Source organism: Streptosporangium oxazolinicum, from assembly GCF_039537505.1.
Taxonomy (GTDB): Bacteria; Actinomycetota; Actinomycetes; order Streptosporangiales; family Streptosporangiaceae; genus Streptosporangium; species Streptosporangium oxazolinicum.
Map to the genome: position 1 here is coordinate 490,860 of NZ_BAABAQ010000004.1, position 24,627 is coordinate 515,486.

20 protein-coding genes are annotated in these 24,627 nt (G+C 70.6%); 7 read left to right on the forward strand and 13 right to left on the reverse strand.

Features of this window, described 5'->3' with window-relative positions:
* Positions 1-190: 190 nt before the first annotated feature.
* The 4 genes from ABD817_RS15070 (at position 191) to ABD817_RS15085 (ending at position 4,412) form a co-directional block, all read left to right on the forward strand.
* A complete protein-coding gene (locus ABD817_RS15070; protein ID WP_344918512.1) occupies positions 191-1,525 on the forward strand; it encodes an aspartate aminotransferase family protein in 1,335 nt (444 codons plus the stop codon).
* The gene (locus tag ABD817_RS15075) at positions 1,507-2,547 is read left to right on the forward strand and encodes an NAD-dependent epimerase/dehydratase family protein (RefSeq protein WP_344918514.1); all 1,041 of its coding nucleotides are present in this window, start codon (positions 1,507-1,509) and stop codon (positions 2,545-2,547) included. The genes ABD817_RS15070 and ABD817_RS15075 overlap by 19 nt, the downstream gene beginning before the upstream one ends.
* A 207-nt stretch (positions 2,548-2,754) precedes the next feature.
* Positions 2,755-3,528: a UbiA prenyltransferase family protein gene (locus ABD817_RS15080; RefSeq protein ID WP_344918515.1), complete on the forward strand. Its 774-nt coding sequence runs from the start codon at positions 2,755-2,757 to the stop codon at positions 3,526-3,528.
* 20 nt (positions 3,529-3,548) lie between these two features.
* Complete coding sequence (locus ABD817_RS15085) at positions 3,549-4,412, forward strand: AfsR/SARP family transcriptional regulator (RefSeq protein WP_344918516.1); 864 nt, start codon at positions 3,549-3,551, stop codon at positions 4,410-4,412.
* A 13-nt stretch (positions 4,413-4,425) separates the two neighbouring features.
* Here the strand turns inward: ABD817_RS15085 and ABD817_RS15090 are convergent, their stop codons facing one another.
* The 6 genes from ABD817_RS15090 to ABD817_RS15115 all read right to left on the reverse strand — a co-directional run bounded on the left by ABD817_RS15090 (position 4,426) and on the right by ABD817_RS15115 (position 11,184).
* Positions 4,426-5,598 (reverse strand): endonuclease/exonuclease/phosphatase family protein, encoded by a 1,173-nt coding sequence (locus ABD817_RS15090; RefSeq protein WP_344918517.1) that lies wholly within the window; start codon positions 5,596-5,598, stop codon positions 4,426-4,428.
* A 55-nt stretch (positions 5,599-5,653) separates the two neighbouring features.
* Positions 5,654-6,688 (reverse strand): glycosyltransferase, encoded by a 1,035-nt coding sequence (locus ABD817_RS15095; protein ID WP_344918518.1) that lies wholly within the window; start codon positions 6,686-6,688, stop codon positions 5,654-5,656.
* Positions 6,689-6,691: 3 nt separating this feature from the next.
* Positions 6,692-7,723, reverse strand: coding sequence for a glycosyltransferase (locus tag ABD817_RS15100; RefSeq protein WP_344918519.1), 1,032 nt, complete (start codon positions 7,721-7,723; stop codon positions 6,692-6,694).
* A gap of 99 nt (positions 7,724-7,822) precedes the next feature.
* The gene (locus tag ABD817_RS15105) at positions 7,823-8,857 is read right to left on the reverse strand and encodes a lysylphosphatidylglycerol synthase domain-containing protein (protein WP_344918520.1); all 1,035 of its coding nucleotides are present in this window, start codon (positions 8,855-8,857) and stop codon (positions 7,823-7,825) included.
* A complete protein-coding gene (locus ABD817_RS15110) occupies positions 8,854-9,939 on the reverse strand; it encodes a glycosyltransferase family 2 protein (RefSeq protein WP_344918521.1) in 1,086 nt (361 codons plus the stop codon). Before ABD817_RS15110 ends, ABD817_RS15105 begins: the two co-directional genes overlap by 4 nt.
* Positions 9,940-9,957: 18 nt before the next feature.
* Complete coding sequence (locus ABD817_RS15115) at positions 9,958-11,184, reverse strand: endonuclease/exonuclease/phosphatase family protein (protein ID WP_344918522.1); 1,227 nt, start codon at positions 11,182-11,184, stop codon at positions 9,958-9,960.
* Between the two features lie 341 nt (positions 11,185-11,525).
* Here ABD817_RS15115 and ABD817_RS15120 point away from each other — a divergent pair, with 341 nt between their 5' ends.
* Positions 11,526-12,548 carry a glycosyltransferase family 2 protein gene (locus ABD817_RS15120; protein ID WP_344918523.1) on the forward strand — a complete coding sequence of 341 codons (1,023 nt, stop codon included), beginning with the start codon at positions 11,526-11,528 and terminating at the stop codon, positions 12,546-12,548.
* A 237-nt stretch (positions 12,549-12,785) separates the two neighbouring features.
* Here the strand turns inward: ABD817_RS15120 and ABD817_RS15125 are convergent, their stop codons facing one another.
* The 7 genes from ABD817_RS15125 to ABD817_RS15155 all read right to left on the reverse strand — a co-directional run bounded on the left by ABD817_RS15125 (position 12,786) and on the right by ABD817_RS15155 (position 22,034).
* Positions 12,786-14,051, reverse strand: coding sequence for a DUF4192 domain-containing protein (locus tag ABD817_RS15125; protein WP_344918524.1), 1,266 nt, complete (start codon positions 14,049-14,051; stop codon positions 12,786-12,788).
* Between the two features lie 391 nt (positions 14,052-14,442).
* Complete coding sequence (locus tag ABD817_RS15130) at positions 14,443-15,243, reverse strand: EI24 domain-containing protein (RefSeq protein ID WP_344918525.1); 801 nt, start codon at positions 15,241-15,243, stop codon at positions 14,443-14,445.
* A gap of 238 nt (positions 15,244-15,481) precedes the next feature.
* Positions 15,482-16,078 (reverse strand): Maf family protein, encoded by a 597-nt coding sequence (locus tag ABD817_RS15135; RefSeq protein WP_344918526.1) that lies wholly within the window; start codon positions 16,076-16,078, stop codon positions 15,482-15,484.
* Positions 16,079-16,300: 222 nt separating this feature from the next.
* Positions 16,301-18,307 (reverse strand): ATP-dependent zinc metalloprotease FtsH, encoded by a 2,007-nt coding sequence (ftsH, locus tag ABD817_RS15140; RefSeq protein ID WP_344918527.1) that lies wholly within the window; start codon positions 18,305-18,307, stop codon positions 16,301-16,303.
* A gap of 236 nt (positions 18,308-18,543) precedes the next feature.
* Positions 18,544-19,455, reverse strand: coding sequence for a hypothetical protein (locus tag ABD817_RS15145; RefSeq protein ID WP_344918528.1), 912 nt, complete (start codon positions 19,453-19,455; stop codon positions 18,544-18,546).
* Between the two features lie 382 nt (positions 19,456-19,837).
* A complete protein-coding gene (locus tag ABD817_RS15150) occupies positions 19,838-20,632 on the reverse strand; it encodes a peptidyl-tRNA hydrolase (RefSeq protein WP_344918529.1) in 795 nt (264 codons plus the stop codon).
* 67 nt (positions 20,633-20,699) lie between these two features.
* On the reverse strand, positions 20,700-22,034 hold the full coding sequence (locus ABD817_RS15155) for an MFS transporter (RefSeq protein WP_344918530.1): 1,335 nt from the start codon (positions 22,032-22,034) through the stop codon (positions 20,700-20,702).
* Between the two features lie 301 nt (positions 22,035-22,335).
* On the opposite strand from ABD817_RS15155, the gene ABD817_RS15160 reads away from it, so the two are divergent.
* Both ABD817_RS15160 and ABD817_RS15165 read left to right on the forward strand, forming a co-directional pair.
* The gene (locus tag ABD817_RS15160) at positions 22,336-24,072 is read left to right on the forward strand and encodes an ABC transporter family substrate-binding protein (protein WP_344918531.1); all 1,737 of its coding nucleotides are present in this window, start codon (positions 22,336-22,338) and stop codon (positions 24,070-24,072) included.
* A gap of 90 nt (positions 24,073-24,162) precedes the next feature.
* On the forward strand, positions 24,163-24,555 hold the full coding sequence (locus tag ABD817_RS15165; protein ID WP_344918532.1) for a DUF3224 domain-containing protein: 393 nt from the start codon (positions 24,163-24,165) through the stop codon (positions 24,553-24,555).
* The last annotated feature ends 72 nt before the right edge of the window (positions 24,556-24,627 follow it).

The window sequence follows — 24,627 nt, forward strand, 5'->3', positions numbered from 1 at the left end:
CCCACCTCGCGACGATTGCCCTCCTCGGACCGAACTCTGCTGTGACGCCAGAAGCTGCAAACTCGCGGGAAAACGCCAGGAAAGGGTGGACGTGTCTGAATTAATCGGCATCGATGAGTGTGAAAACCTTACCGTAAAGCAGGTCCAAAACCTCTACGGGAAGTACGTCAGCCGCAGTCAGGTCAACCTCATGACCTCTTTCGGTTTCGGTCGCGAACTCGCCGAACGAGCCGAGGGGGCCTGGATCTGGACCCGTGACGGCCGCCGGATCCTCGACGTCACCGGCGGGGTCGGCGTCCTCAACCACGGCCACAACCATCCGCGCATCCTGGCCGCCCGGCGCCGCTTCGCCGAACAGCAGCGCATGGAGGTGCACAAGGCGTTCTTCTCGCCCTACGTCGCCGCGCTGAGCCACAACGTGGCCACGCTGCTGCCGGGCGACCTGAACATCTCCTACTTCCCGAACTCCGGCGCCGAGGCCAACGAGGGCGCCATCAAGATGGCGTACAAGTATCACGGCGGTCGGCGCAACACCATCCTGCGCTCCGACATCAGCTTCCACGGCAAGACCCTCGGCGCCGGGAGCCTGACCGGATCGTCGGAGAACTCGTTCCGCTTCCCCGGGCTTCCGAACATCGTCGTCCACCCGTACGGCGACCTCGCGGCCGTGCGGGCGGCGGTCGACGCCGCGCGCACCCCCGACGGGAAGTGCGACGTCTACGCGATCATGGTCGAGCCGTTCAGCGCGTCGAGCATGCGCAGCTGGTCGGAGGCGGACCTGCGCGAGCTACGGCGGCTCTGCGACGAGCACGACATCATCATGATCTTCGACGAGGTGTACACCGGCTGGGGCAAGACCGGCAGCCTCTTCTACTTCATGCGGTATCCGGACCTGCTGCCCGACATCCTCGTCTACTCGAAGTCGCTGGGCGGCGGGAAGGCGTCGATCGCCGGGTACACCGCGCGGGAGCCCATCTTCCGCAAGGCGTACGACCGGCTCTCCGACGTCATCCTGCACAGCACGACCTACTACGGGTTCGGCGAGGAGACCGTCACCGCGATCGAGGCGATCAACGTGATCGTCGAGGACGACTACCCCGCGCGGGCGCGGCAGATCGAGCGCATCCTGAAACCCGGGCTGGAGAATATCCAAAAACGCCACCCGGACGTGGTCGGCCAGGTGACCGGTACGGGGGCGCTGTGGGGGGTGTTCCTGACCGGCGGCCCCAAGGTGCTCGACCTGGCGGGCAAGCTGGTGCCGGGCTTCTCCAGCGACCCGCACTTCCGGACCAAGCTGATCACCCTCTCGGTGATCGCCGACCTCTACAGCGAGCACGACATCGTGTCGTACTACAGCCCGAACGTCGAGAACCCCCTCGTCGTCGCGCCGACCCTCGCCATCGAGCCCGACGACGTCGAGTACTTCGTGCAGAGCCTCGACAAGACCCTGTCCAAGGGCCTGCCCCGGCTGCTCGCCCGGTTCGTACGGGAGAAGGTGGGATCGCGGTGGCCTCTCGGGTCGTAGTGACCGGCAGCGCCGGGATGCTGGGCGGCAACCTGGTCCGGCGGCTCGTGACCGAGGGCCACGAGGTTGTCGGCGTGGACCTGCGCCCGCCGTCCGACCCCGACCCCGGATGGAGCCACCGGGTCGGCGACGTGCGGGACGTCGCGCTGATGGCCGAGGCGATGGCCGGGGCGGACGCGGTCGTGCACTGCGCCGGCGCGCTGCCGAGCTACCCGGCCGAGCAGATCCAGAGCCTGATCGTCGGCGGCACCCACAGCGTGCTGGAGGCCGCGCGCCGGGCGGGGGTGGCGAGGACGGTCCACATCTCCTCCACCGCCGTGTACGGGCTCCCCAAGCTGGTGCCCACCCCCGAGGAGCATCCGCGCGAGCCGGTCGACCCCTACACCAGGGCCAAGACCGAGGCGGAGGAGCTGGCCGACAAGTACCGGGCCGGCGGGATGTGCGTGCCGATCCTGCGCCCCAAGACCTTCCTCGGCCCCGGCCGGATGGGCCTGTTCGCGATGCTCTTCGAGTGGGCGGAGGAGGGCCGGAACTTCCCGGTCCTGGGCCGCGGGGACGTGCGCATCCAGATGCTCGCCATCGAGGACCTGGTGGACGCCGTGGCCGGCGTCCTGACGGCACCGGCGGACGTCGCGAACGACACCTACAACCTCGCGGCCGAGGAGTTCGGCACCCTGCGGGAGGACTTCCAGGCGGTGCTCGACACGGCCGGTCACGGCAAACGCGTCGTGTCGCTGCCCATCCGGCCCGCCCTGGCCGGACTCCGACTGCTGGAGCGGACCCGGCTCTCCCCGGTGTACGGGCGGCTGGTGCACAAACTGCTCGCCGACTCCTACGTCAGCATCGACAAGGCCAGGGAACGGCTCGGTTTCCGGCCCCGGCTGTCCAACCGGGACGCGATCCTCCGCACGTACGCGTGGTGGCGGGAGAACCGCACCACCGGCTCACCGCGAGGAGCCGGCCAGACCAGCCGTGACGCGTGGCGGCAGGGCGCGCTGTCACTGGCGAAAGTCTTCTTCTGAAGTGACGGGGAAAGCATGTACGTCGTCGAATCGGCAGACATTCCAGAACTTCCGCGGCCCCGTGGACCGGCCCCGGATCAGACGACGGAGGCCCGGCCACGCCTGATCACTGACCTCTTCAGGCTGATACGGCCGTCGCACGCGGCCAAGGCGATCCTCCTCGTACCGCTCGCTCTCATCGACACCTCCCTGTGGAACCTCACCGCGGTGATCGATGTCGTCCTGGCCACGGTCGCGTTCATCCTGGCCTCCTCCGCCGTCTACGTCGGCAACGACATCGCCGACCGGCACCGTGACGTGCACCATCCCGTGAAGCGGCATCGGCCCGTCGCCGCCGGTCGCGTGGGGATCAGGGTCGCGTACGCCTACTGCGCCTCCCTGCTCGGGCTGCTCAGTGCCGTCATCCTCCTCACCCCGGGGCCGTACTGGCCCATCGTGGTGTACCTCCTGATCAACATCGCGTACAGCCGCTACCTCAAACACATCCCGCTGGTCGACGTGGGCACGGTGGCGGTCTGTTTCGTCCTCCGGGTCGTCCAGGGGTACGAGGTGGCCGGGGGACGGGCGTCCGCCTGGTTGCTGATCACGGTGTTCTCGATGTCCCTGCTGCTCCTCATCGGCAAGCGGCGCCAGGAACTGAAGACCGGCGCCGCGCACCGGCCGGCGCTCCACGGCTACTCGATGGAGCTGACCAACTGGCTGCTGCAGATCGCCTCCGTGCTCGCCCTCGTCTCCGGCCTCATCTACCTGCGCGAGGAGGGCCCGTTCGGTCCCCAGTACGGTCAGACGGCGATGCTGCTGTCCACGCCCTTCGCGCTCTTCGCCCTCTTCCGCTACCTGCAGATCCAACTGATGGATGAAGAGGGTGGTGACCCGGTCCGAATCCTGTTGCGGGACCGGGTCATGGTCGCCAACTCGATGTTGTGGGCCGCCACCCTGGGCGTGACACTCGTGCTCGCCCACCATCCCGTCCCGTTGTGAGAGCGACACGGAAGGAAAGAATGGAAGTCCGCATACTGGGTCCGGTCGAGGTGACCGTCGACGGCCGGCGTGTTCCCCTGGGGCCACCGCAACGACGTGCGGTGCTGGCCGCCTTGGCGGTCGACGTCAATCATCCCGTGTCGCTTCCGACGTTGATCGACCGGGTCTGGAATCTTCCACCGGACCGGGCGACGGACTCCCTGTACGCCCACATCGCACGCCTGCGGCAGGCGCTGACGGGAACCGCGGTCTCCATCGAGCGCCGCGGGGGCGGCTACGTGCTGGAGGCCGACCCCGACCGGGTGGACGCCCACCGCTTCCACCGGCTGGCGAAACAGGCGCAGACCCATGCCGGCGACGACTCCACCCGGGCCGCGCTGCTCGCCGAGGCGATGGAGCTGTGGCGCGGCTCACCGCTGACCGACATCACGGGAGACTGGGCCTCCCGGATGCGCTACAGCATCGAGCAGCAGTTCGTCAGCGCCGTCGTCACCTGGGCGCAGGCGCACCTGCGGCTGGGGCGGCCCGACGCGGTGGTCACCGAGCTCACCCCCCTCGTTCCCCGCTACCCGCTCGTGGAGCCGCTCGCGAGCATGCTGATGCGCGCGCTCTGCGCCCTGGGCCGCACCGCGGAGGCGGTGGCCCAGTACGCGCGCCTGCGCGGGTATCTCACCGATCACCTGGGCATCGAGCCGGGGCCGGAGCTGCGCGCGCTGCACCAGGAGATCCTGCGCGGCGATCACGACATGCCGACCTGGGCTGCCGGGGAGGTGGTCCTGGCCGGCGCCGACCACGCCGGTTCCGGCTGGGCGCCACTCGGGCAGCCGCCGAGCTGGACCCGCCCCACGACCCACCTGCCCGACCGGGTGCTGTCCCGGCCCTGACCCCTTGCCCGCATCATCCGGTCGTCGAGACGACCAGGTGTTGCCCGCTGTGGTCGGAGAGACCGTCCGAGCGCACCAGCCCGTACCGGTGCACGGTGACGTCCGGCGTGGTGAACGCCCAGTCGATCCGCCACAGCGGCCACCGGTCGTCCCAGGAGGTGGGGTAGAGCGATTCGAGCGCCGGGGTGGCGTCGACCAGCCGCTCCGGCAGCAGGCGCATGATGCCCGTCGCCGGTGAGGCGTTGAAGTCTCCGGCCAGCACGGTCGGGTTCGGATTCTTGTCGATGTCGGCCGCGAGCGCGCGGAGGTTGGCCAGCCGCCGCTCGTACTGGGTCCGGTTGAGACGGCGGGGATCCGGGCCCTGCGGGAACGCGTGGACGGGTGAGTTGATGTGCGTGTTGTAGAACGAGATCATGTTCTCGCCGTTCCCGCCGGTCCCGCCGACGCGGATGTCCGTGCGCAGCGTCTTCACCGCGGAGAAACCGGGCAGGCCCGGGTCGGGGGGGATGGCCCGGTCGCGCTCCTCCGACAGCCACGGGCGCAGGTCGATCCCCCGCTCCAGGACGATCGGGAACCGCGAGACCGTCACCATCTCGCTCGCCACGGCGATGTGGTAGCCGGGGAACTCCCGGCGCAGCCTCGCCGTGTCGTCCACCCGGATCGCCTTCGAGTCCCGGCCGAAGTAGACGTACTCCTGGAGGAGATACACGTCCGCCTTCTGCTCGTGCAGATACCGGTAGAAGGCGTCGATGTCGCGCGCCGGAGCGCCGGTGGGCGGGGGCATCGTCTCCCCACCCACGATCATGTCCCAGTACAACGTGTTCCAGGAGAACACCGTGATCGCGCCCGGCGGGGCGGGCGGGGGACGGTGCCACAGGGAGGCGAGGTTGAGCCCGGTCGCACCCCCGCCGAGCACCAGGGAGGCGAGCGTCACCGCCGCGATCCACCCCCGCGCCGTGCGCGCCGCCAGGGCCACCGCGAGCAGCAGGACCGGGAGGACCGCGAAGGCGAACGGCGGGACGAGCTCGGGGACCTGCCACCACCACACCCGGCCGGACAGCACGCGGTGCACCACCACGAACACCAGCCAGGCGATCGGCGCGGACAGCAGCGGCCAGGTCCTCCAGCGCGACCGCCGGGCGGGTTCGGGCCCGGCGGTCGCGGTCACGACCCGCGTGTCGGTCATCGAGGGCGGCCGGAGCCGGGACGTACGCGGGAGGCGGACGGGCACGGACGAGCCGTCACGTCGCCGCCTCTCCGGCGGCCGAGGGCCGCACGAGCAGATCCGAGTCGTAGAGGCGGCGGAACCTGGCGGAGCAGAACCACTGCAGGACCCCGGCCGCCACCCCCGCCGCGATGGTCACGTTCACCACGAAATGCACCGTACCGTAGTAGAGCAGGAAGAGCGGGCCGCGCCGCCGCAACACGAACCGGTACATGCCAAGGTCGGCCAGGATCGACGCGGCCAGGGCGGCGGCGGGCAGCACGGCACCGGCCGGGCCGAGCAGCACCGCCGGGAGCGTGGCCACCGCCGCCAGCGCGGCGAGGCTGCCGCCGGCCCGGTTCGAGGTCTCGAACCCTCGGGCGAAGCGCTTGCGCCGCGCGTACAGCGGCACCCGGGCGCGCCCCCGCTTGAACAGCTTGCGCAGCAGCTTCAACAGCTCGTCGTCGTGGTCGTGCCGGGAACGCACCGCCGAGGTGAGCACCATGTCGTACCGCTGGGTGAGGCGGTGGCCGTAGTCGACCTCCTCGGTCTCGCGCAGCCGGGTGTTGAACGGCCCGACCTCGTCGTACACGTGGCGGGGCATCGCGACCATCGCCGGGAAGAGGAACGAGATGTGCCCCTCGGAACTCGCCGTCCAGTAGTAGTACTGCAGCGCGCGGTACTCCTCGACGAGACTGTCGCGGATCAGCGGCTCCGGGTCGTGGATGCTGCACACCGCCCCGAGCCGCGCGTCGGCCGCGAGCATGCCCACCGCCACCTCGACGGAGTCGGGGTAGGTGGCCACGTCGGAGTCGACGAACACCAGGATCTCGCCACGGGCGTGGGTGACGCCGAGGTTGCGCGCGCCGGCCACCCCCATGTTGTGCTCGGTGTGGACGACCCGGACGCCGAGCCGCTCGGCGACCGCGACGGAGTCGTCGGTGCTGCCGTCGTCCACCATGATCAGCTCGATCGGCTGGTAGGTCTGCTCCTGCAGGGCGCGCAGGCAGAGCTCCAGCGAACCGGCGTAGTTGTAGTTGGGCACGATCACCGATACCAGGGGGCCGTCCATCGCTCACGCCCCCATCGCCGGCGCGGACGCTTCCGGCATGTCGTAGGTGTGCCGGAACTTGCTGGACAGCACGCACTGCGCGGCACCGACGAAGACCGCCAGCGCGACGGTGACGTTCACCAGGAAGTGGATCGCGGTGAAGTAGACGGTGAACCCCGCACCGGCGTAACCCCAGACGAAGCGGTACATCCCCAGGTCGGAGGCGATGGAGGCGATCAGCAGCACGAGCGGCACGAGCAGCCAGAGCGGGCCGAACAGAACCGGCAGCGCCAGGGTGACCACCGCGAACAGGGCGGCGAGCGAGCCCCAGCCACGACTGCTGTTGGTCGGGCCGCCGTTGAAGTCCGGCCGGCGCAGGTACAGCGGGATGTGCAGGCGCGCGCGGTGGAAGAACTTCGACAGCACCACGCTCAGCTTGTCGTCGTGGTCGTGCGCGCCCCTGATCGCGGTGTCCAGCACGATCCGGTAGCGCTGGGTGATCCGGTGGCCGTAGTCGGCGTTCTCGCTGTGGCGCAGCGCCGGGTTGAGCGGGCCGATCTCGTGGAAGACCCTGGTCCACATCGCGAAGATCGCCGAATAGATCGTGGTGATGTCGCCCGCGTCACCGGAGATCCAGTAGTGCAGCTGGAGGCTGCGGTAGCGCTCCACGCGGCTGTCGGGGATCAGCGGCTCCGGCTCGTACGTGCCGCAGACCACGCCCAGCGTGGGATCGGCCGTGAGCAGCGCCACCGCGTTCCCGACGGTGTCCGGGGTGAGCGCCACGTCCGAGTCGAGGAAGAACAGCACCTCACCGCGCGCGTGCTCCACGCCGAGGTTGCGGGCCGCCGGAGCCCCGATGTTGGTGTCGGTGATCAGCACCTGCACCCCGTGCCGGCGGGCTATCTCCACCGAGTCGTCGGTGCTCCGGTCGTCGACGACGATCACTTCGATGTTCGGGTATTCCTGCCGCTCCAGCGCGGTCAGGCACAGGCCCAGCGTACGGGCGTAGTTGTAGTTGGGAATGATGACCGAGACCAGTGGCAGATGCTCATCCATGGCCGATGACCCCTTCGGGTTGGCGGGCGCCCTCCGGCCGGGAGGGGCCCCGGTCGGCGGACGCTCGCGCGCGTTGGTCTGTTCCGATGCTTGACATGGCTACTTGTCTCCCGCCTGCGCCGGTTCCGCCACCGCCGCGGGCTCCGCTTCCGGCTCTGAGAGCGGCTCCGAGGCCGGGGTGCGCCGGATGACGACCTCGGCCACCGCCAGCGCCGCCGCTCCCAGCGCCACCTCGCCGACCGTGGAGACCAGCCGGCTCGCCACCGCCACCACCGCGGCCGCCGGCGCGGGCAGCACCACCGTCAGGGCGGCGGTCAGCACCGCCTCGCGGACGCCGATCCCGTCGGGCAGCACGACCGTCAGCATCCCGACCGTCGTGGCCAGGGTGAACGCGCCCACGCACAATCCCAGGGACCGCACCGGGTCGGCCCCCATCGCGATCGCGAGCAACCACAGGTGCAGGCCGGTGACCAGCCATGACACCGCCTGCGCGACGACCGCGAACCGTATGCCGCGTGGCGAGGCGGACCTGTCCGGGTCCGGCCTGCGCAGCAGCCGCAGCACCAGGTGCGCGCCGTGGTTGACCAGCTGCGGACGTACCAGCACGACCACGATCGCCACCGTCGCCGCCGCCACCAGCCACACCACCTGGGTGCCGAGCATGTGCACCCCGGCGAGCAGCCCGATCGTGAGCCCGGTCAGCAGCACCAGGCTCATGCTCAGCGCCGCCGTACCCATCAACCGCCCGAAGCTGACGCCGTTCGCCGTCGCCACCTTGGTCGCGGCGATCAGGCCCGGCACCTTCCCCGGCACGTACTTGCTCAGGAACGTCACGAAGAAGACCCGTGCCACCCGTGGTTCGCCGACCGGCGGCCCGAGCTCGAACAGCACCGCCCGCCACGCCAGATAGCCGAACCCCAGCCCGGCCATGCTGACCAGCAGCGCACCGGCCAGCAGGAGGCCGATCCGCCCGCCGTCGCTCCGGGCGAGCATGACGGAGACCACGCTCCAGTCCTGCCCGGCCAGGGCCATGACCACCGCGCCCACCAGGACCAGCGCGAACGCCGCGATCAGGGCGCGCACGAGCGCGCGGGGCAGGCGCCACGGCGGGCGCCACGGCCGGCTCGCGGTCACTCCGGCGCGCCGGCCGGGGAGACCGGGGTCAGACCGGTCTTGGCCGGGTGCCCCTGGCGGCGAAGCAGCTCGAAGACGAGCCTCGGCAGCCCCGCGCCCGCCCCGAGGAAGAACGCCGTGTGGTAGCAGAACTGCATCACGGCCATCTGGAACGCGAAGCCCGCGCCCCGGTAGCGGTGGGAGTAGCGGAGGAAGTCACGGTTCACCGTCACGAACGCCGCCAGCAGCAGCGCGAGCACCACCAGCAGCCACGGCACGAAGAAGACGAACGGCAGCGTGAACAGGCTCAGCGCCGCCGAGACGGAGGAGATCCTCGGCGGCAGGCGGCGGGTGCGGGGGTCCGGCCCGATCATGTCCAGCCGGAACCCGATCGTGGGGTCGTCGTACAGCCGCCGCGCCCTCAACATGATCACCGGCAGGGTGCTGGCCCTGACGAACCGCTCCCACATGCACTCCCAGAACCGGTCGACGTCGTCCGCCCTGGTGACCACGGTCGCGGTCACCACCAGCCGGTACTTGGACGGCACCCGGTTGCCGAACTCGAAGTCCTCGCCGTCGCGCAGCCGCTCGTCCAGCCCGCCCGCCTCGCGGTAGACCGTACGCGGGATCAGCGAGTTGGACAGGAACGTCGACACCGCCCGCTGGCGGTCGAAGTGCTCGGAGAAGACGCGGTATCTCTCCACCAGGCCGTCGTCGTACAGCGGCTCCTTGTCGTAGATCCCCTGGACCATGCCGCAGTCGGGCGTCTCCCGGTATGCCTTGACCGCGTTCTGTATGGCGTCCGGGGCCAGCGCCGTGTCGGAGTCGACGAAGAACAGCAGGGGCGATTCGCTGGAGGCCACCCCGGTGTTGCGGGCCCCCGACGGCCCCTGGTTGGTCGGCAGCTCGACGATCGTGCACGGGAACTCCCGCGCGATGTCCAGCGAGCCGTCCGTGCTGCGGTCGTCGACCACGATCACCTCGGCCGGGGGGTACGTCTGCGCGTACACCGCCTCCAGGCAGGCACGGAGAGTCTTCTTCTTGTTGTAGTTGGGCACGATGACCGCGACATCCTCGGGTCGCGCGGTCGCCGGTTCCGTCATGTGAGTTCCTTCCACGGCTCAATGGCCAACCGATAGAACCGTTTGTTGAGGACGGTGGTCGGACAGTCCGGCGGCTCCGGGCATCTCGTAGCCGTGCACGACGACGTCCGGTGTGGTGAACACCCAGTCGATCCGCCAGAGCTCGGCGGCTCCGGCGAGGTAGGTGGCCGGATAGAGGGACGGCAGCGCCTCGGTGTGGCCGACCAGTTTCTCCGGCAGCAGCCGGAGCATCCCCATCGCCGGGGTGGTGTTCAGGTCACCGGCGAGCACCACCGGGTGGTCGTTGGCCTCGATGTCCGCGCGAATCGCCCGATAGCTCGCCTCCCGCCGGCTGTGGGCGTACTGGTTGGAGTCGCGGGTCTCACCGTCGTACAGCCGCCATCCGGCCGGGGGCTGGTTGACCTGCGTGTTGTAGAAGGAGGTGACCGTGCCGTTCACCTGGATGTCGGTGCGCAGCGTCTCGACCGTGTAGGAGGTCGGCCAGTCCCGCATCACCTCCGGCACCGTCTTCTGGGCCTCGGGCAGCCACCGGGTCATGTCGAGCCCGCGCTGCCCGACGATGGGAAGGCGGGAGAGCGTGATCAGCTCCCCGGAGGTCGCGATCTGGTATCCCGGGAACTCGCGTCGCAGCTCCTCCGTCTTGTCGATGCGGAGCGCCATGTCGGCGGTCCACTTCGACGTCATCATGTCCCCCACCGAGGTGTCGACGTACAGGTACTCAGCGAGCAGGTAGACGTCCGCATCCATCTCGCGTAGATAGTCATAGAAGTTGGGCGAATAGCGGTTTCCGTCGGAGGTGCGCCAATCCTGATCCCAGAACTCGGTGTTCCAGATGGCCACCTTGATGGCTCCGGGTGGCGCGGGCGGCGGGGTGTACCAGAGGGTCGCCACGTTGATCCCGCTCTGTCCCGCGCCGAGCACCAGGGTGAACACCAGCGTCGCGATGATCCGCCACCGGGCCGGACGCGCAAGCGGCGCCACCACCAGCAGCAGCACCGGCACCACCACGAACATGAACGGCGGCATGAGGTCGAGCGGGGCCCACAGCGAGGTGCGGCCGCTCACCAGCAGGTGCGTGACCAGGAACAGCAGCCACCCCGTGGTGGCGGTCACCACCAGCTTGGTGCCCAGGCACCACCGCCGCCGTGGCCGGATGAACCGGCCGAGGCGAGCTCGCCGGCTGTCCGGCCGCTCGGGCGGGACCTCCGTCGGCTGATCCTCGGTCATGATGTCCCGGTCGCCCATCAGCACACCACCTCGGCACGTAGGTCAGGCCGGCGACAGCCATTGACGATCCGCGATCACTTCCAGCGGTACCTCAACGTACTGACCGGTTCTTGTCGCTTCCTTGTCGTCCGGGCCGCGGACCGCACAAGCCGCACAGAATGCGAACCGTACGACATGCCGGATCACACGACAAGAATGAGACAAGCCATCGCGGCTAGCGTGGGCCGGAAGCAAGGCGGTCCGGGGCCGGGCGAGGAAGCACGGCCGGTTGACCGAAAACCCACCGGGGCAGACCGCCCTCATCATCAGCCAACATTCGGCGGTTCGGAAAGAGCGGCCCTCAGCCAATGGAGCGACCCATGAGTGGAGAACGCCCGCTAGTCTCGGTCATCATTCCCAGCTTCAACCGGTCCCACGTGTTACGTATGTGCCTACGCGCGCTGGAGAAGCAGACCTACTCGCCCATCGAGGTCATCGTGGTGGACGACTGCGGCACCGAGGACGCGGCGGAGGTGGCGAGGTCGATGGGCGTCACCGTGCTGCGCACCGAGGTCAACAGCGGGGCGTCGACCGCGCGCAACCTCGGCGCGGAGCACGCCCACGGCGAGATCCTGCTCTTCCAGGACGGCGACATCGCCCTCGACCCGGACAGCGTCGAGAACGCGGTGAACATCCTGCACGCCGAGCCCAAGCTGGGTGCCCTGGGAGGCATCCTTCATCCCGAGCCACTGGCGGCCCGAACCCTCCCCGCGCAGTATCGCGCGCTGCAGATGTATCACTGGTGGATGCCGACCGACCGGCCGACCCTTGAGCTGCACGCGGCCGTGCTCGCCGTGCCGACCGAGGTGTTCAAGGAGATCGGACCCTTCAACCCGCATCTGAGCGACACGGTGTCGGCGGACTACCGCTCCCGGCTGATGCGGAAAGGCTACGAGGTGCGCATCACCGACGCCGTCTGTGGCCGGGCCGACCACGACTCCACGATGAAGATGATCCTGAGCAAGGTGTTCCGGCGCGCACGGGTGAGCGCTCGGGAGTGGACCCGGGGCGAGACGCCGGGCGACTCCGTACCGCGCGCGTTCGGCGGTGTCCTGCTGGTCGCCGCCGTACCGGCGGCCTTGCTGCCACTGCTGGTCGGCCGGGCCGGCGCCGCCGTGTCACCGCTGCTCGTCGCCACCGCCATAGGCCTCGACGGCAGCACCTACCGCCGGGTGTTCGCCCGCCGGGGCCTCCCCTTCGGCCTCTACTTCAGCGCCGTCCACCTTCTGGTCACCTTCGTGGGAGCGACGGGAGCGGGGGTCGGCGTGCTCCAGCGTGTCCTGCAGCGAGGACAGCCGAATGTCGTCTGGGTCCCCCAGACCGGTGACCTGAAGAATCGGTGACGCACCGGCGGCCCCCCATCGGACCGGCCTCAGCGTGCCCGCGACAAGCGTCGGAGACGCGCGACGAGCGTCAGAAGCGCGCGGTGGGCGTCAGAGGCGCGCGGCGAGCCTCGGAGACGCGGCGAGCCTCGGAGACGCGCGGCGAGCGTCAGAGGCGCGCGGCGAGCGTCAGAGGCGCGGAGAGCTGAGCCGGGAAGCCGGGGCCGCCTCCCGTCGCCGGAGCCGGGAAGACCCCGGTCATCCGGTGACACGGGACCGTGAAGGACCGGCCGCCGCCTCGCGGCCGGGGCCGGGGCCGGGGCCGGGGCCGCCAGGATCCTCCAGCAGCGCGGCCATCGGGAGCAGCCAGGCCATCCGGGGAGTGCCCATCTCCCGGTCGAGCTCCTCGGGGCTGGGCATCCTGTCGTTGAGCACGTGGGGCGGGAGCAGATGGTGGATGGCGTGCGCGAGCAGGTTGGCCATCGAGTATCCGGGGTCGGCCTCGTGCGCCCGGGTGAGGGCGACGCCCGCCAGCGCGGAGTCTCCCCGCCGCCAGGCGACCAGGCCGAGTAGCGAGGCCACCGGCGGCACGAACCTCGGCTCCAGCCTCCGGGTGAGGTCGTGCCAGAGTTTGAGATGCGCGTCCTGGCTCTCGTCGGTGACCAGCGCCCACGCCTCGTCACGGATCCTGATCACCGCCAGGCCGAGCCCCAGCCTGACCGCCTGGTCCTCGCCGAGCCGCCCTCCCGAGGCGTAGGTGCCGATCGCCTCGCGAACCCTGGCCATGCCGTCCGCGACGAACTCCGCCGCGAACCCGTCGGCGTCGCGGCACCCGGCGAGCCTGCCGCGCAGCTCCGCCACGAGCCGGCCCGTCGCCTCACGCACGGCCTCCCGCGCGGACCCGGTGACCGGGTCGAGCGAGCGCTCCAGGGCCTGCCTGTCCGGCAGGGCGACCAGCCCGTGCAGGACCGCCTCGGCCGCGACCACGCCTGCCCGCCGCTCGTACGGCACGCCGTCGGCCGGGCAGCAGTCGATCCGTGAGCACCCGTACGACCAGTAGCGGCCGCCTTCCACCCGGAGCGCGTCGACGACGGTGAGCCCGCTCCGGCGGAACAGCGCCAGGGCCTCGTCGACGGCCGGGGTCACCAGCGGGCCGGAACCGTAACCGACCACGACGACCTGGGTGACGCCCTCCTTTCCGAAGAGCGGGACGATCTGGCCGAGACCGCCGGAGCCCAGGGGCAGGTCCCACCGGACGGTGACGTGCAGCCTGCTCCTGGGCGGGCTGCCCGTGAGCCCGATGACGACGAGGCTGTCGGCGGGGTGAAACCCCAGCAGATAGGGAACCGCGCCCAGGACGTCTTCTGTGGAACCGAGCAGGAGCCGGGGCGGCGAAGCCGACGGAGAAAGCGCGGTGAAGGGAGAAAGCGGGGCGGGCGGAGAGGGTGGGCACGGCGGCTCGGGCGAAACCCGGGATGGTGGAGACGGCGCTTCAGGCGAGGCCGGGGACCGAGGAAACGGCACTTCGGACGAGGCCCGGGGCGGAGAGGACGGCGCTTCGGGCGAGACCCGGGGAGTAAGGGACGGCGCCTCGGACGAGACCGGGGAACGAGGGAACGGCACCTCAGGCGAAGCCGGGGGCGGAGAGGGCGGTGTCTCAGGGGAGACCGGGGGCTCGGGCGAGACCCGGGGCGGAGAGGACGGTGCTTCGGGCGAAGCCGGGCACGGGAGGGATGGGGGCTCGGGCGAGGCCGGGTGGTCTGGCGTCATGCCCCGAAGCCTCGCCGAAACCGGACCACCCTTTCCGCACCGAATCCCCTTCTGTGGACAGAGCTCGCCGACTGTCCACAGCCGAACGGCCGAGGGGGCGTGTCCCCTGCCCCCGCGGGGACGGGCCGAAGTCGGCGGGAACCGCTCAGACGCCCCGGTCGACGCGCGGGCTCTCGCCCGTTCTTCCCGCCGGGAGGACGGGCGGCGCCAGGCGGGTGCGGACCATGATGGCCGCACCGGCCACGGCGGCGGGCATCGCGATCACCGCGACGAACGGGATGAGGAAGAGCAGGAAGAGCAGGACACCGAAGCCGAGCGCGGGGGCCTTGTTCTTCCTGAGCAGGCCGAAGCGGCTCCTGCGTGCCAGGCCCCTGCGCTCAAGGGCCAGCGTGGTCAGCTCGATCGTGAGGAAGAAACCCGAGACCAGGGCGCCCAGGACCGGCACCACCGTCTGCCCGATCACCGGCACGAAACCGAGGAAGAACAGCGGGATCGTGAACAGCAGCAGCCATCCGAGGGTGATCAGGCTGTCCCTGATGGATCGGGGGATCGACTTCCACAGCGGAAGGTCGTAGCCGGTCGGCACCTCCCCGTAGGTCTCCTCCACCCTCTCGGAGAGCTTCTCGTAGAAGGGGTCACCCAGGATGAGGGTGATCGCCGTGAAGGTCACCACCGACAGGATCAGCCCGGCGACGAAGAGCGCGAGCCCGACCACCGCCCGCAGCGCGGTCCGCGTCGCCTCGCTCCATCCGTCGGCGAACGGCGTGCCCCACGCGGCGATGTCCAGCGCGTTCGTGCCGAGGAAGTAGAGGCCGGTCGCGTAGAGGATGAACGCGATCAGAGCCGGGATCAACCCGAACAGCCACCAGCGCGGATATCGCGCGACCCAGCGCAGCCCCTGGAAGAAGAACCCGATGCCGTCCAGAAAGGAGCGGAAATGACCCATGGCGGAAGATTATCGGGATCGGACGGCACCCGGGAGGGTGCGCCCACGACGGCACTGGACACATCCCCGGACGTACGGGACAGGACCCGTCTTCCCGAAGCCCGGCGGCTTACGAGACGACGGACGTCAGGGGAACGCCTTCCCGGGGCCGACGACCTACACCGGTGACTCGCTTCCCGAAGACCGGCGGCCCACGAGACAGCGGACGTCAGGGGAACGGCTCTCCAAGGCCGGTGACCTACGAGGACCGCTGCCAGAGGCTGGGAACGGAGACCCCGAGGGCAACGAAGAGGCGGCGGAGCAGGGGCAGGGAGATGCCCAGGACATTGCCGTGGTCGCCGTCGATGCCGTCGACGAACCAGCCGCCGCGGCCGTCCAGTGTGAAGGCCCCGGCGACGTGGAGGGGCTCGCCGGTGGCGACATAGGCGGCGATCTCGTCGTCTCCGGGGGTGCCGAAGCGCACGACCGTCGCGCCCACCTCCGCCACCTCGCGCCCGTCCGCGGCGTCGATGACACAGTGGCCGGTGAGCAGGCGCCCATCACGTCCGCGCATGTCGCGCCAGCGGGCGACGGCCTCCTCGGGCGAGGACGGCTTGCCGTAGGCACGGCCGTCGAGTTCAAGCACCGAGTCGCAGCCGATGACCAGCCCGCCGGTCAGATTACCGGCGACCACGGTCGCCTTCGCGCGGGCCAGCGCGAGGCAGAGCTCGCTCGGGCTGTCGGCGGTGATGGCGTCCTCGTCCACACCGCTGACGATCACCTTGGGATCGAGTCCGGCGCTGCGGAGCAGGGCGAGGCGGGCGGGAGAGGCGGAGGCGAGGACGATCTGGGTCACGGCGACCGAGCCTAGCGCGGCTCCGCCCGCCCCCTCGCCACGGGTGAGCACGGCGAGCACGAGCGGGCACGGCGAGCACAAGGGGGCACGGCGAGCACGAGCGAGGACATCCGGCCACCAGGAGCGAGGACGTCCGGCCGCAGAGAGCAAGACCGGGAGCGAGCACGGGCGAGAAGGTCCGGCCGCGGAGAGCAAAGAGAGCAAGAGGGGACGCGCCGTGGGTCAGGGGTGGGGCGGCGGCGGGAGTTGTGGCGGCGGGTCCGAGGAGGGAAGCTCGGGGGCGGGCCGCGGCAGCCCCGCGGCGGCGTACGCCTCGGCCTCCCCCAGGGTCTCGTTCTCCAGGAGTGCCTCGGCGATACCGTCCAGACGGCTCCGGTTCTCCTCCAGGACGGTCTGGGCGATCTCGTAGCACTCGTCCACGATGCGCCGTACCTCCTGGTCCACCGCGGCGAGGGTGTCCGGGGCGGCGGCGGGCTGGCCGTCACCGGCGGCGGGCAGGACGGTGAGCGGGCCGATCCTGTCGGACATGCCCCAGCGGCCGACCATGCCCCGGGCGATCACGGTGATCTGTTCCAGGTCGTTCTCCGAGCCGGTGGTGACCACGCCGTAGACGACCTGCTCCGCCGCCATGCCGCCGAGGGATCCGATGATCCGGTCACGCAGGTACTGCTCGTCGTAGGCGTACCGGTCGGTGTCGGGGGTGGAGAGCGTGACTCCGAGCGCCCGCCCGCGCGGGATGATCGACACCTTCCTGACCGGGTCGGCGCCCGGCCGGAGCATGCCGAGCAGCGCGTGGCCCGCCTCGTGGTACGCGGTGCGCCTCCGCTCGTCCTGCGGGATCACGACGGCGCGGGCCGCACCGAGCAGGATCTTCTCCAGCGCGTCGGCGAAGTCGGGGGCCTGGACCCTGTCGTTGCCCCGCTTGGCGGCGAGCAGCGCGGCCTCGTTGACCAGGTTGGCCAGATCGGCTCCCGTCATGCCGGGGGTGGTCCTGGAAATCCGCTCCAGGTCCACGTCGTCGGAGAGCGGCACGCCCCGGCTGTGGACCCGCAGGATCGCCAGCCGCCCCTCGACGTCCGGCACGGACACCACGACGGTACGGTCGAAGCGGCCGGGACGCAGCAGCGCCGGGTCGAGGACCTCCGCCCGGTTGGAGGCGGCGATCACGATGACGCCCTCGGAGCCGGTGAAGCCGTCCATCTCGGTGAGGATCTGGTTCAGGGTCTGCTCGCGCTCGTCGTGGCCGCCGATGGTGCTGCCGCCCCTCACCCTGCCGATCGCGTCGATCTCGTCGATGAAGATGATCGACGGCGCGACCTTGCGGGCCTCCTCGAACAGCTCGCGCACCCGCGAGGCCCCGACCCCCACGATCATCTCGATGAACTCCGAGGCGCTCGCCGAGAAGAAGGGCACGTCGGCCTCCCCCGCCACGGCACGGGCGAGGAGGGTCTTGCCGGTGCCGGGCGGCCCGGCGAGCAGCACGCCCTTGGGCAGCTTCGCCCCCAGCCTCCGGTACTTCTCGGGATCCTTGAGGTAGTCGACCACCTCGGCGACCTCGTTCTCGACCTCGTCGATGCCCGCGACGTCGTCGAAGTCGACCCGGACCTTGGCCGGTTCGACCGGTGTGGCCGCCTTTGATCTGCCGAGGCCGCCGAGACCTCCGAGACCGCCCATCCCGCCGCCCATCGCGCTGGACGCCGCGCGCCGGACGAACCAGATCCACAGGCCGGCCAGCAGCAGGACCGGGAGCAGGGACATCAGGAGGTTCGACGTGAGGTCCCCGCCGACGGGCTCGGCCCTGATGTTCACGCCCGTCGAGAGAAGCTGCTGGTAGAGCCCGGACCTGTCGGCGAAGACCGGCAGCTCCGTGGAGAACTTCCCGTACGCGACGTTGCCGCTGTCGGGGTCGTGGGCGGTCTTCCTGAGGGTGCCCTCGATCGACGTGCCCGTGGCGTAGACCTCCTTGACGTTCCCCGTCCGGACCTGCTGGGTGAACTGGGTGTAGGAGATCGGCTCGGTGGTCTGGTTGAAGAACGAGGAGACGATGAAGAAACCGGCGTAGACGATGACCATGGTCATCAGGAAGCGCACCCAGTTGAACCTCGGGCGCTGCGGAGGGGACGTCCCGCCCTCGGGCAGGCCCTCGGACCGCCAGGGCTTGGGCCCGCTCTCCTTGTCGGACGCGTCGGGGCCGGACCCCTTGCGTTCCCGAGACGCCGGTCGGCTCACGACTCCCCCCTCGCGGCTCGGGGGAACCTGCCTGGACGGGCGTCCCGGAGGCGCGTCCGGGACGCCCGGCTCAGTCCGGGCCCTCGAACCGGGTCCGCCTCCGCAGGAGAGCCGAACCCCGCGCCCGGCGAGCGGGCGGGAGGTCGTCGCGCGTGCGGCGGCGGAGCGGCCGGCTGTGAAATTCCCCCGAGTTTCACCAGGTCACACGGACAAGGCGATTCCTGCCCAGGTGGGGGTTACTTCAATCGGAGGGAGGAGACCGCGGTGTTGATGGCGCGCCAGTACTTGTTCTGGGCGTCGGGAATCGTCGCGAAGAGCATCGCGGGCTTGGCGCCGGAGACCTCGGTCACGGCGACGGCGGCCATGGAGGAGCGCGCCTTGCCCTTCACCTTGTACTTCACCCGGTAGGCGAGCAGCCAGCCGTCCTTGATCGACTGCGAGGCGGTCCAGCTGATCTTGCTGCCCTTGGGGTGGTGGTTGAGCGTCCACCGGGCGGCCAGCAGCGCGGTGTCCTTGGCCTCCTTCTGCACCAGGATCGGCACCGGGCAGCTCACGAGCATCGCCCGGTGACCGGCTCCCTTCGCCTTCGGCAGCACCTGCTTGGTGGAGAACGGCGACGCGCCGAAGGCCTTCCAGGGCTTGCCCAGGCGGACCAGCGACACGCCCGACTTGCCGTCCTGGACGCGGCGCTTGCTCTTGTCCGCCTTGCCGGGGAGGCGGCCGAGCCGCTTGTCGCGCGGCAGGTCGGGCACCCGGGGGTCGGTGAGGGCCGCGATGACGGCGCTGCGGTCGGGCGCGGGCTCGGAGCCGTCGGGCGCGGAGGAGGGAGCGGCCGTCTCGGAGGGGCTCCCCGAGGGGGACGCCGACGCGGAGGGGGTCTCCGACGCGGACGGGGTCTCCGAGGGCGACACCGAGGCGGACGGCTCCGTCGCCGGGGTGGACGGCTCCGCCGAGCCTGAACCGGGCGAGGGTGGCGCGGCAGATGGCGCGGCGATCTGCCCCGTTTTCCCCTCGCCCGGTTGATCTGGGGAGCCCGAGGAGACGAAGCCGACCACCGTCGCGACAGCGGCCAGGATCACCGCGACGCCCACGGCCAGGATGCGGTAGATCACGCGCATCGGCAGGTCGCCGATGCGGGATCGCTTCACGGGGGAGTCCATCGGCTTCGGGGGGCTCTCGGCCATGATTTTCGGCATCTCCGACGTGGCCGCCTCGGCGGTCACGTATGTCGGCGCGGAACCCGTCTCCCGGGTCCCCTGAGTCCCACCCAACCCATCGAGCACGATCGGGAGCGTACGACAAATCCGGTTTTCCCGTGCGGGATCCCCATCACACTTCGGGAACGAGTACCTTCCTCACCCCGGTGGAAAACACCCCGCGACGGTGCCGGGATGTTCGTGGAACACCAGGTGGAGCTCAGGTTCGACGTCTCCTCGCGCGAGGCGAGGACGCGCACCAATCCGTCGGCCGTACGCACCGGCGGGTGACAAGACCGCCACCGTCGAATTCGCCGGTCACCCGATCACCCGATCACCATCGGCCGCCCCCGCGCAGCCACGGGGCGTCCGCGACGACCGTGCGGGAGCCGGGCTCGATCTCGGTGAACCCGGCGTCCCTGACCACCGGCAGGCCCGAGGCGACCAGCCCGGCCCACGCGGCGGGATCGGCGGTGCGTACGGAGACCGCCAGGCCCTTGTCCCGCCAGGCCCTCCTGGCGTCGTCCCCGCTCGCCTGCCAGGCGAGCTGGGCGGCGTGCCCGGCCTGGGCCATGGCCTTGCCCGCCGACATCGTCAGCCCCGGGTTGAGCCAGAGCACCACGTCCCCCGGCGGTCCCGGTTCGGAGGAGTCGGCGAGTTCGGTACCGGAGACCTGGAGCCTGGAGAGGTCCTTGGGCCAGCCGTCCAGCGGGACCGGCGGGTGGACGCGGACCTCGGCGGTGCCCGAGGTGACGGTGACACCGGGCAGGTCGAGCACCCTGCGCCACTCCGCCCCGCGTGCCCGCCGGACGACCTTCCTGAACCGGCTGCCGTCCCAGATCCGTACCGCCCCGGCCCACTCGCCGTCGTCGAGGGCGCGCGGGTCGTCGAGCAGCGCCAGCACGGCCAGGGCCGCCGCCTCCAGGGCGTCGGTCCGCTCGGGCGGCGCGGAGCGCTCGATCCGCACCACGAGCGGGAGGACCCTCCTGTCCAGATCGGCGTTCCCTCCCGTCGCCTCCGTCCCGGCACCGGCCGGGGCCGTCGTCCCGCGCGCCGCGTCCGGTCCCTGCCCGGCGATACCCGCCGTCCCGTACTCCGTCCCTGCCGCCCCGTCCCCGGCGCCGGTCATCCGGTCTCCCCCGTCCGCCGCGCGTCCGATCCGGTTTCGTGTGCCGCGGCTCGCCCGCCTCGTTCTCTCACGCCTTCAAGGATGCCCGCTCCTCCGGGGTGGCCTCCCCGTCGGACTTCCCGGCGGTGGACTTCCCCGTGACGGCCTTCCTGGTGATGACGACCGACATGACGGCGGCGGCGAGGCAGAGGAGGCCCGCGGCGTACCAGGCGAGGTCGTAGGCGCCGAAGTGGTCGCGGGTGACTCCCGCGGCGACCGCCGCGATCGCGGCGCCGACCTGGTGGGAGGCGAAGACCCAGCCGAACACCACGGCTCCGTCGGGGCCGTAGATCTGGCGGCACAGGGCGACAGTCGGCGGGACCGTGGCCACCCAGTCGAGGCCGTAGAAGATGATGAAGACGAGCATGCTGGGCTCGGCGGTGGCACCGAACAGGCTGGGCAGGGCCATCAGCGACAGGCCGCGCAGCCCGTAGTAGGCGCCGAGGAGGATGCGCGAGTCGACCCTGTCGCTCAGCCAGCCGGACGCGATGGTGCCGACCACGTCGAAGATCCCGACCAGGGCGAGCAGTCCCGCGGCGGTCGGCTCGGCCATGCCGTGGTCGTGGGCGGCGGGGATGAAGTGGGTGCCCACCAGGCCGTTGGTGCTCATCCCGCAGATCGCGAACCCCCCGGCGAGCAGCCAGAAGGGACGTGTGCGCGCCGCGCTCCACAGCACGCCGAGGGCGCGTGAGGCGGCGCCCCCCACCCGGGCCGGCCGGGCGGCCGGGGGCGCGGCGGGATCGGCGCCCAGAGCGGTGGTGCCCACCTCCTCCGGCCGGTCGCGCAGCAGGAACCAGACCAGGGGAACCACGGCGAGGGCGGCGACGGCGACCGTGACGGCGGCCGACCGCCACCCCCTGTCCGCCGCCAAGTGGGCGAGGACGGGCAGGAAGACGAGCTGCCCGGTGGCGCCGCCCGCCGTCAGCACGCCGGTGACGAGGCCGCGGTGGCGGACGAACCAGCGTTCGGTGAGGGTGGCGGCGAAGACCAGGGCCATCGACCCGGTGCCGAGACCGACCAGGACGCCCCAGCAGAGGACGAGCTGCCAGGGGGCGTTCATCAGGATGGTGAACCCGCTGCCCGCGGCGACCAGCAGCAGGGCGTACGTCACCACCCTGCGCATGCCGAAGCGGTCCATGAGGGCGGCGGCGAAGGGCGCGGTCAGCCCGTAGAGCATGAGGTTGACCGAGACGGCCAGTGAGATCGTGCCCCGGGACCAGCCGAACTCCTCCTGCAGCGGCGTGATCAGCACGCCGGGCGTCGCCCGGAAACCGGCCGCGCCGAGGATGGCCACGAACGCGACCCCGGCCACGATCCAGGCGCGGTGCAGCTTACGTTCGGGCGCCCGAGGAGTCGTTTTCATGCGCTCCATAATCCTGGTGCGGCGCGTTGCCCCACGAGCGGCCCGAGCGCCAATAACCGCAAGAATCAGGCCAGCGCCCCGAGGCGCCCGTGTCGCGAACTCGCGAGATCGCCATCTCACATATTGGGTGAATTCGCTCAAAGGTTATGTTTTTTCTATTCTCCTGATCTGAGGGTCTCGCGTCCGGCATGGTCACCAAGAGGCGCGATGTCCGTCCCGGGCTCCTCCGGGCGGCGAGAAGTGACGATGCCCGGCCGGTAGGGGGGCCGACCGGAGACCGGGCGATCGAAGGGGTGGTGCCGTGTTCCACGCACGAAGGCCGGGAGGGTTCCTGACGCTGCTCGCGACCGGCGCGCTCCTGCTGAGCGCCTGCGCGGACACCGGCCCGATGGACGATCCCGCCGCCTCCGGCGCGGAGTCGGCACCGCCGAGCGAGACCATCACCTACGCGTACGAGCAGGAGTTCCACTCCTACAACAACAACACCACCGCGGAGAACGCCACCCGCAACACCGGCCCGCTGCAGCGGGTGCTGACGGGCTTCTGGTTCTACGGCGACAAGGGCGCGATCACCCCCGACAAGGACTTCGGGACGTACGAGAAGGTCTCCGACGACCCGCTGAGCGTCAGGTACACCATCAACGACAGGGCGATCTGGTCGGACGGCGTCCCGATCGACTGCGACGACGTCATGCTGTGGTGGGCCTTCCGGTCCGGCAAGGTCAGGGGTTTCGCCTCCGCCGACACCACCGGTCTGCGCGACACCCGGGTCCCCGACTGCGAGAAGGGCGGCAGGGAGTTCACCCTGGTCTACGACAAGCCGTTCGCGGACTGGGTGGCCGGAGGTCCCGGCGCGACCGAGATGCTGCCCGCCCACGTGGTCGCCAAGCAGGACGGCCTGTCCGAGGAGGACTTCATCGCGGCGGTCAAGAGGGCCGACGCGAAGCGGATCGAGAAGGGCATCAGGTTCTTCAACGACGGCTGGGTCTCCGAGGGCAGGCTGCCCGACGCCGAGCTGATCCCGTCCTCGGGGCCGTACAAGCTCTCCAGACTGGACGCCGGGCAGCGGCTCACCCTGGTCGCCAACGACAGGTGGTGGGGCACTCCAGCCGCGACCCCGACGATCGTCGAACGCTTCATCACCCTCGACGAGCAGGCCCAGGCGCTGCAGAACCGCGAGGTCCAGATCGTCGAGCCGCAGCCGGGGCCCGACGTGCTCAAGCAGCTGCAGTCGCTGCGGGGCGTGGAGGTCGGTGTCTTCGAGAAGTACACCTACGAGCACCTGGACTTCAACTTCGACTCCAGCCCGTTCAGGGACAGGAGGCTGCGCGAGGCGTTCGCCAGGTGCGTGCCCAGGCAGCTCATCGTCGACACCCTGATCGGGCCCGTCTCACCCGCCGCCAAGCCCCTTGAGGTCCGTACCGTGGCCCCCTTCCAGGCCAACAGCGCCGCGGTCGTCGCGGCCAGCGGCAGCGCGGGCCTGTACGCGCGGCAGGACATCGAGGGCGCCAGGGCGCTGCTGCGCAAGGCGGGCAAGACGGGCCTGGAGATCAGCATCGGCTACCAGACCCCGAACCCGCGCCGTACCGCGGCGGTGCAGCTCATCATCGACGCCTGCAACAAGGCCGGCTTCAAGGTCGTCGACAAGGGTTCCGAGGACTTCCTCGACACCGTGATGCCGAGCAACGGCTACGACGTGGCCCTGTTCGCCTGGTCGGGCTCCACCCTGGTCAGCGGCTGGGCCTCCAACTTCATCTCGCCGGGAAAGTGCGACGCCCAGAACAAGGGCAACAACAACGGCTGCTACTCCAGCGCGCAGGTCGACCGCCTCATCGCGAAGCTGAACTCGACGGTGGACCTGGCGGCCCAGAACCCGATCATCGGCGCGATCGAGAAGAGACTCTGGAGCGACCTGGCCACCATCCCGCTGTTCCAGCACCCGGGTCTCAGCGCGTGGGACGAGACGCTCCAGAACGTCATCCCCAACCCCGCCCAGTCGACCATCACCTGGAACATGGACAAATGGAGCCTGTCGTAGCAGGTCCAGGCGGGCGCGTATCTGACACCAGGTGACAGGTACGGCCGCCAGGATGGGCGCGAAACCCGAAATTTCACCAGGGAGCCCCATATGCCGCGCGCCACAGGAACCTTCACCATCGACAGCTGGGAGCCGCAGCCCTACGACGAGGCCGAGGGGGCCACGCTCTCCCGCGTCCACATCACCAAGACCTTCGACGGCGACCTGGCCGGTACCAGCACCACCGACATCATCACCGCGATCCCCCGGGTCGAGACGTCGGCGGCCTACGTGGGCTTCGAGCGCTTCACCGGCACCCTCCACGGCCGCGAGGGCACCTTCGTGCTCCACCACACGGCCGGGGGCCACGCCGGGGAACAGACGCTGAGCTGGACGATCCTCCCCGACTCCGGAACCGGCGAGTTGCTGGGCATCCGGGGCGGCGGCCAGATCGTCAACGACGACGGCGCCCACTCCTTCCACCTCGACTACGAACTGGGCTGAGGACGACAGCCCCCGCGCGCCGGAGAACGGCGGGCGACGCGCGCGGGGGCGACCCGCCCCGCCGCCAGGCCG

Coding starts and splice junctions, on each gene's coding strand:
- ABD817_RS15100 (WP_344918519.1), bottom strand. CDS start 7,723: ATGGATGAGCATCTGCCACTGGTCTCGGTCATCATTCCCAACTACAAC.
- ABD817_RS15130 (WP_344918525.1), bottom strand. CDS start 15,243: ATGGGTCATTTCCGCTCCTTTCTGGACGGCATCGGGTTCTTCTTCCAG.
- ABD817_RS15095 (WP_344918518.1), bottom strand. CDS start 6,688: ATGGACGGCCCCCTGGTATCGGTGATCGTGCCCAACTACAACTACGCC.
- ABD817_RS15150 (WP_344918529.1), bottom strand. CDS start 20,632: ATGACCGGCGCCGGGGACGGGGCGGCAGGGACGGAGTACGGGACGGCG.
- ABD817_RS15110 (WP_344918521.1), bottom strand. CDS start 9,939: ATGACGGAACCGGCGACCGCGCGACCCGAGGATGTCGCGGTCATCGTG.
- ABD817_RS15165 (WP_344918532.1), top strand. CDS start 24,163: ATGCCGCGCGCCACAGGAACCTTCACCATCGACAGCTGGGAGCCGCAG.
- ABD817_RS15085 (WP_344918516.1), top strand. CDS start 3,549: ATGGAAGTCCGCATACTGGGTCCGGTCGAGGTGACCGTCGACGGCCGG.
- ABD817_RS15115 (WP_344918522.1), bottom strand. CDS start 11,184: ATGGGCGACCGGGACATCATGACCGAGGATCAGCCGACGGAGGTCCCG.
- ABD817_RS15070 (WP_344918512.1), top strand. CDS start 191: ATGACCTCTTTCGGTTTCGGTCGCGAACTCGCCGAACGAGCCGAGGGG.
- ABD817_RS15090 (WP_344918517.1), bottom strand. CDS start 5,598: ATGACCGACACGCGGGTCGTGACCGCGACCGCCGGGCCCGAACCCGCC.
- ABD817_RS15155 (WP_344918530.1), bottom strand. CDS start 22,034: ATGAAAACGACTCCTCGGGCGCCCGAACGTAAGCTGCACCGCGCCTGG.
- ABD817_RS15120 (WP_344918523.1), top strand. CDS start 11,526: ATGAGTGGAGAACGCCCGCTAGTCTCGGTCATCATTCCCAGCTTCAAC.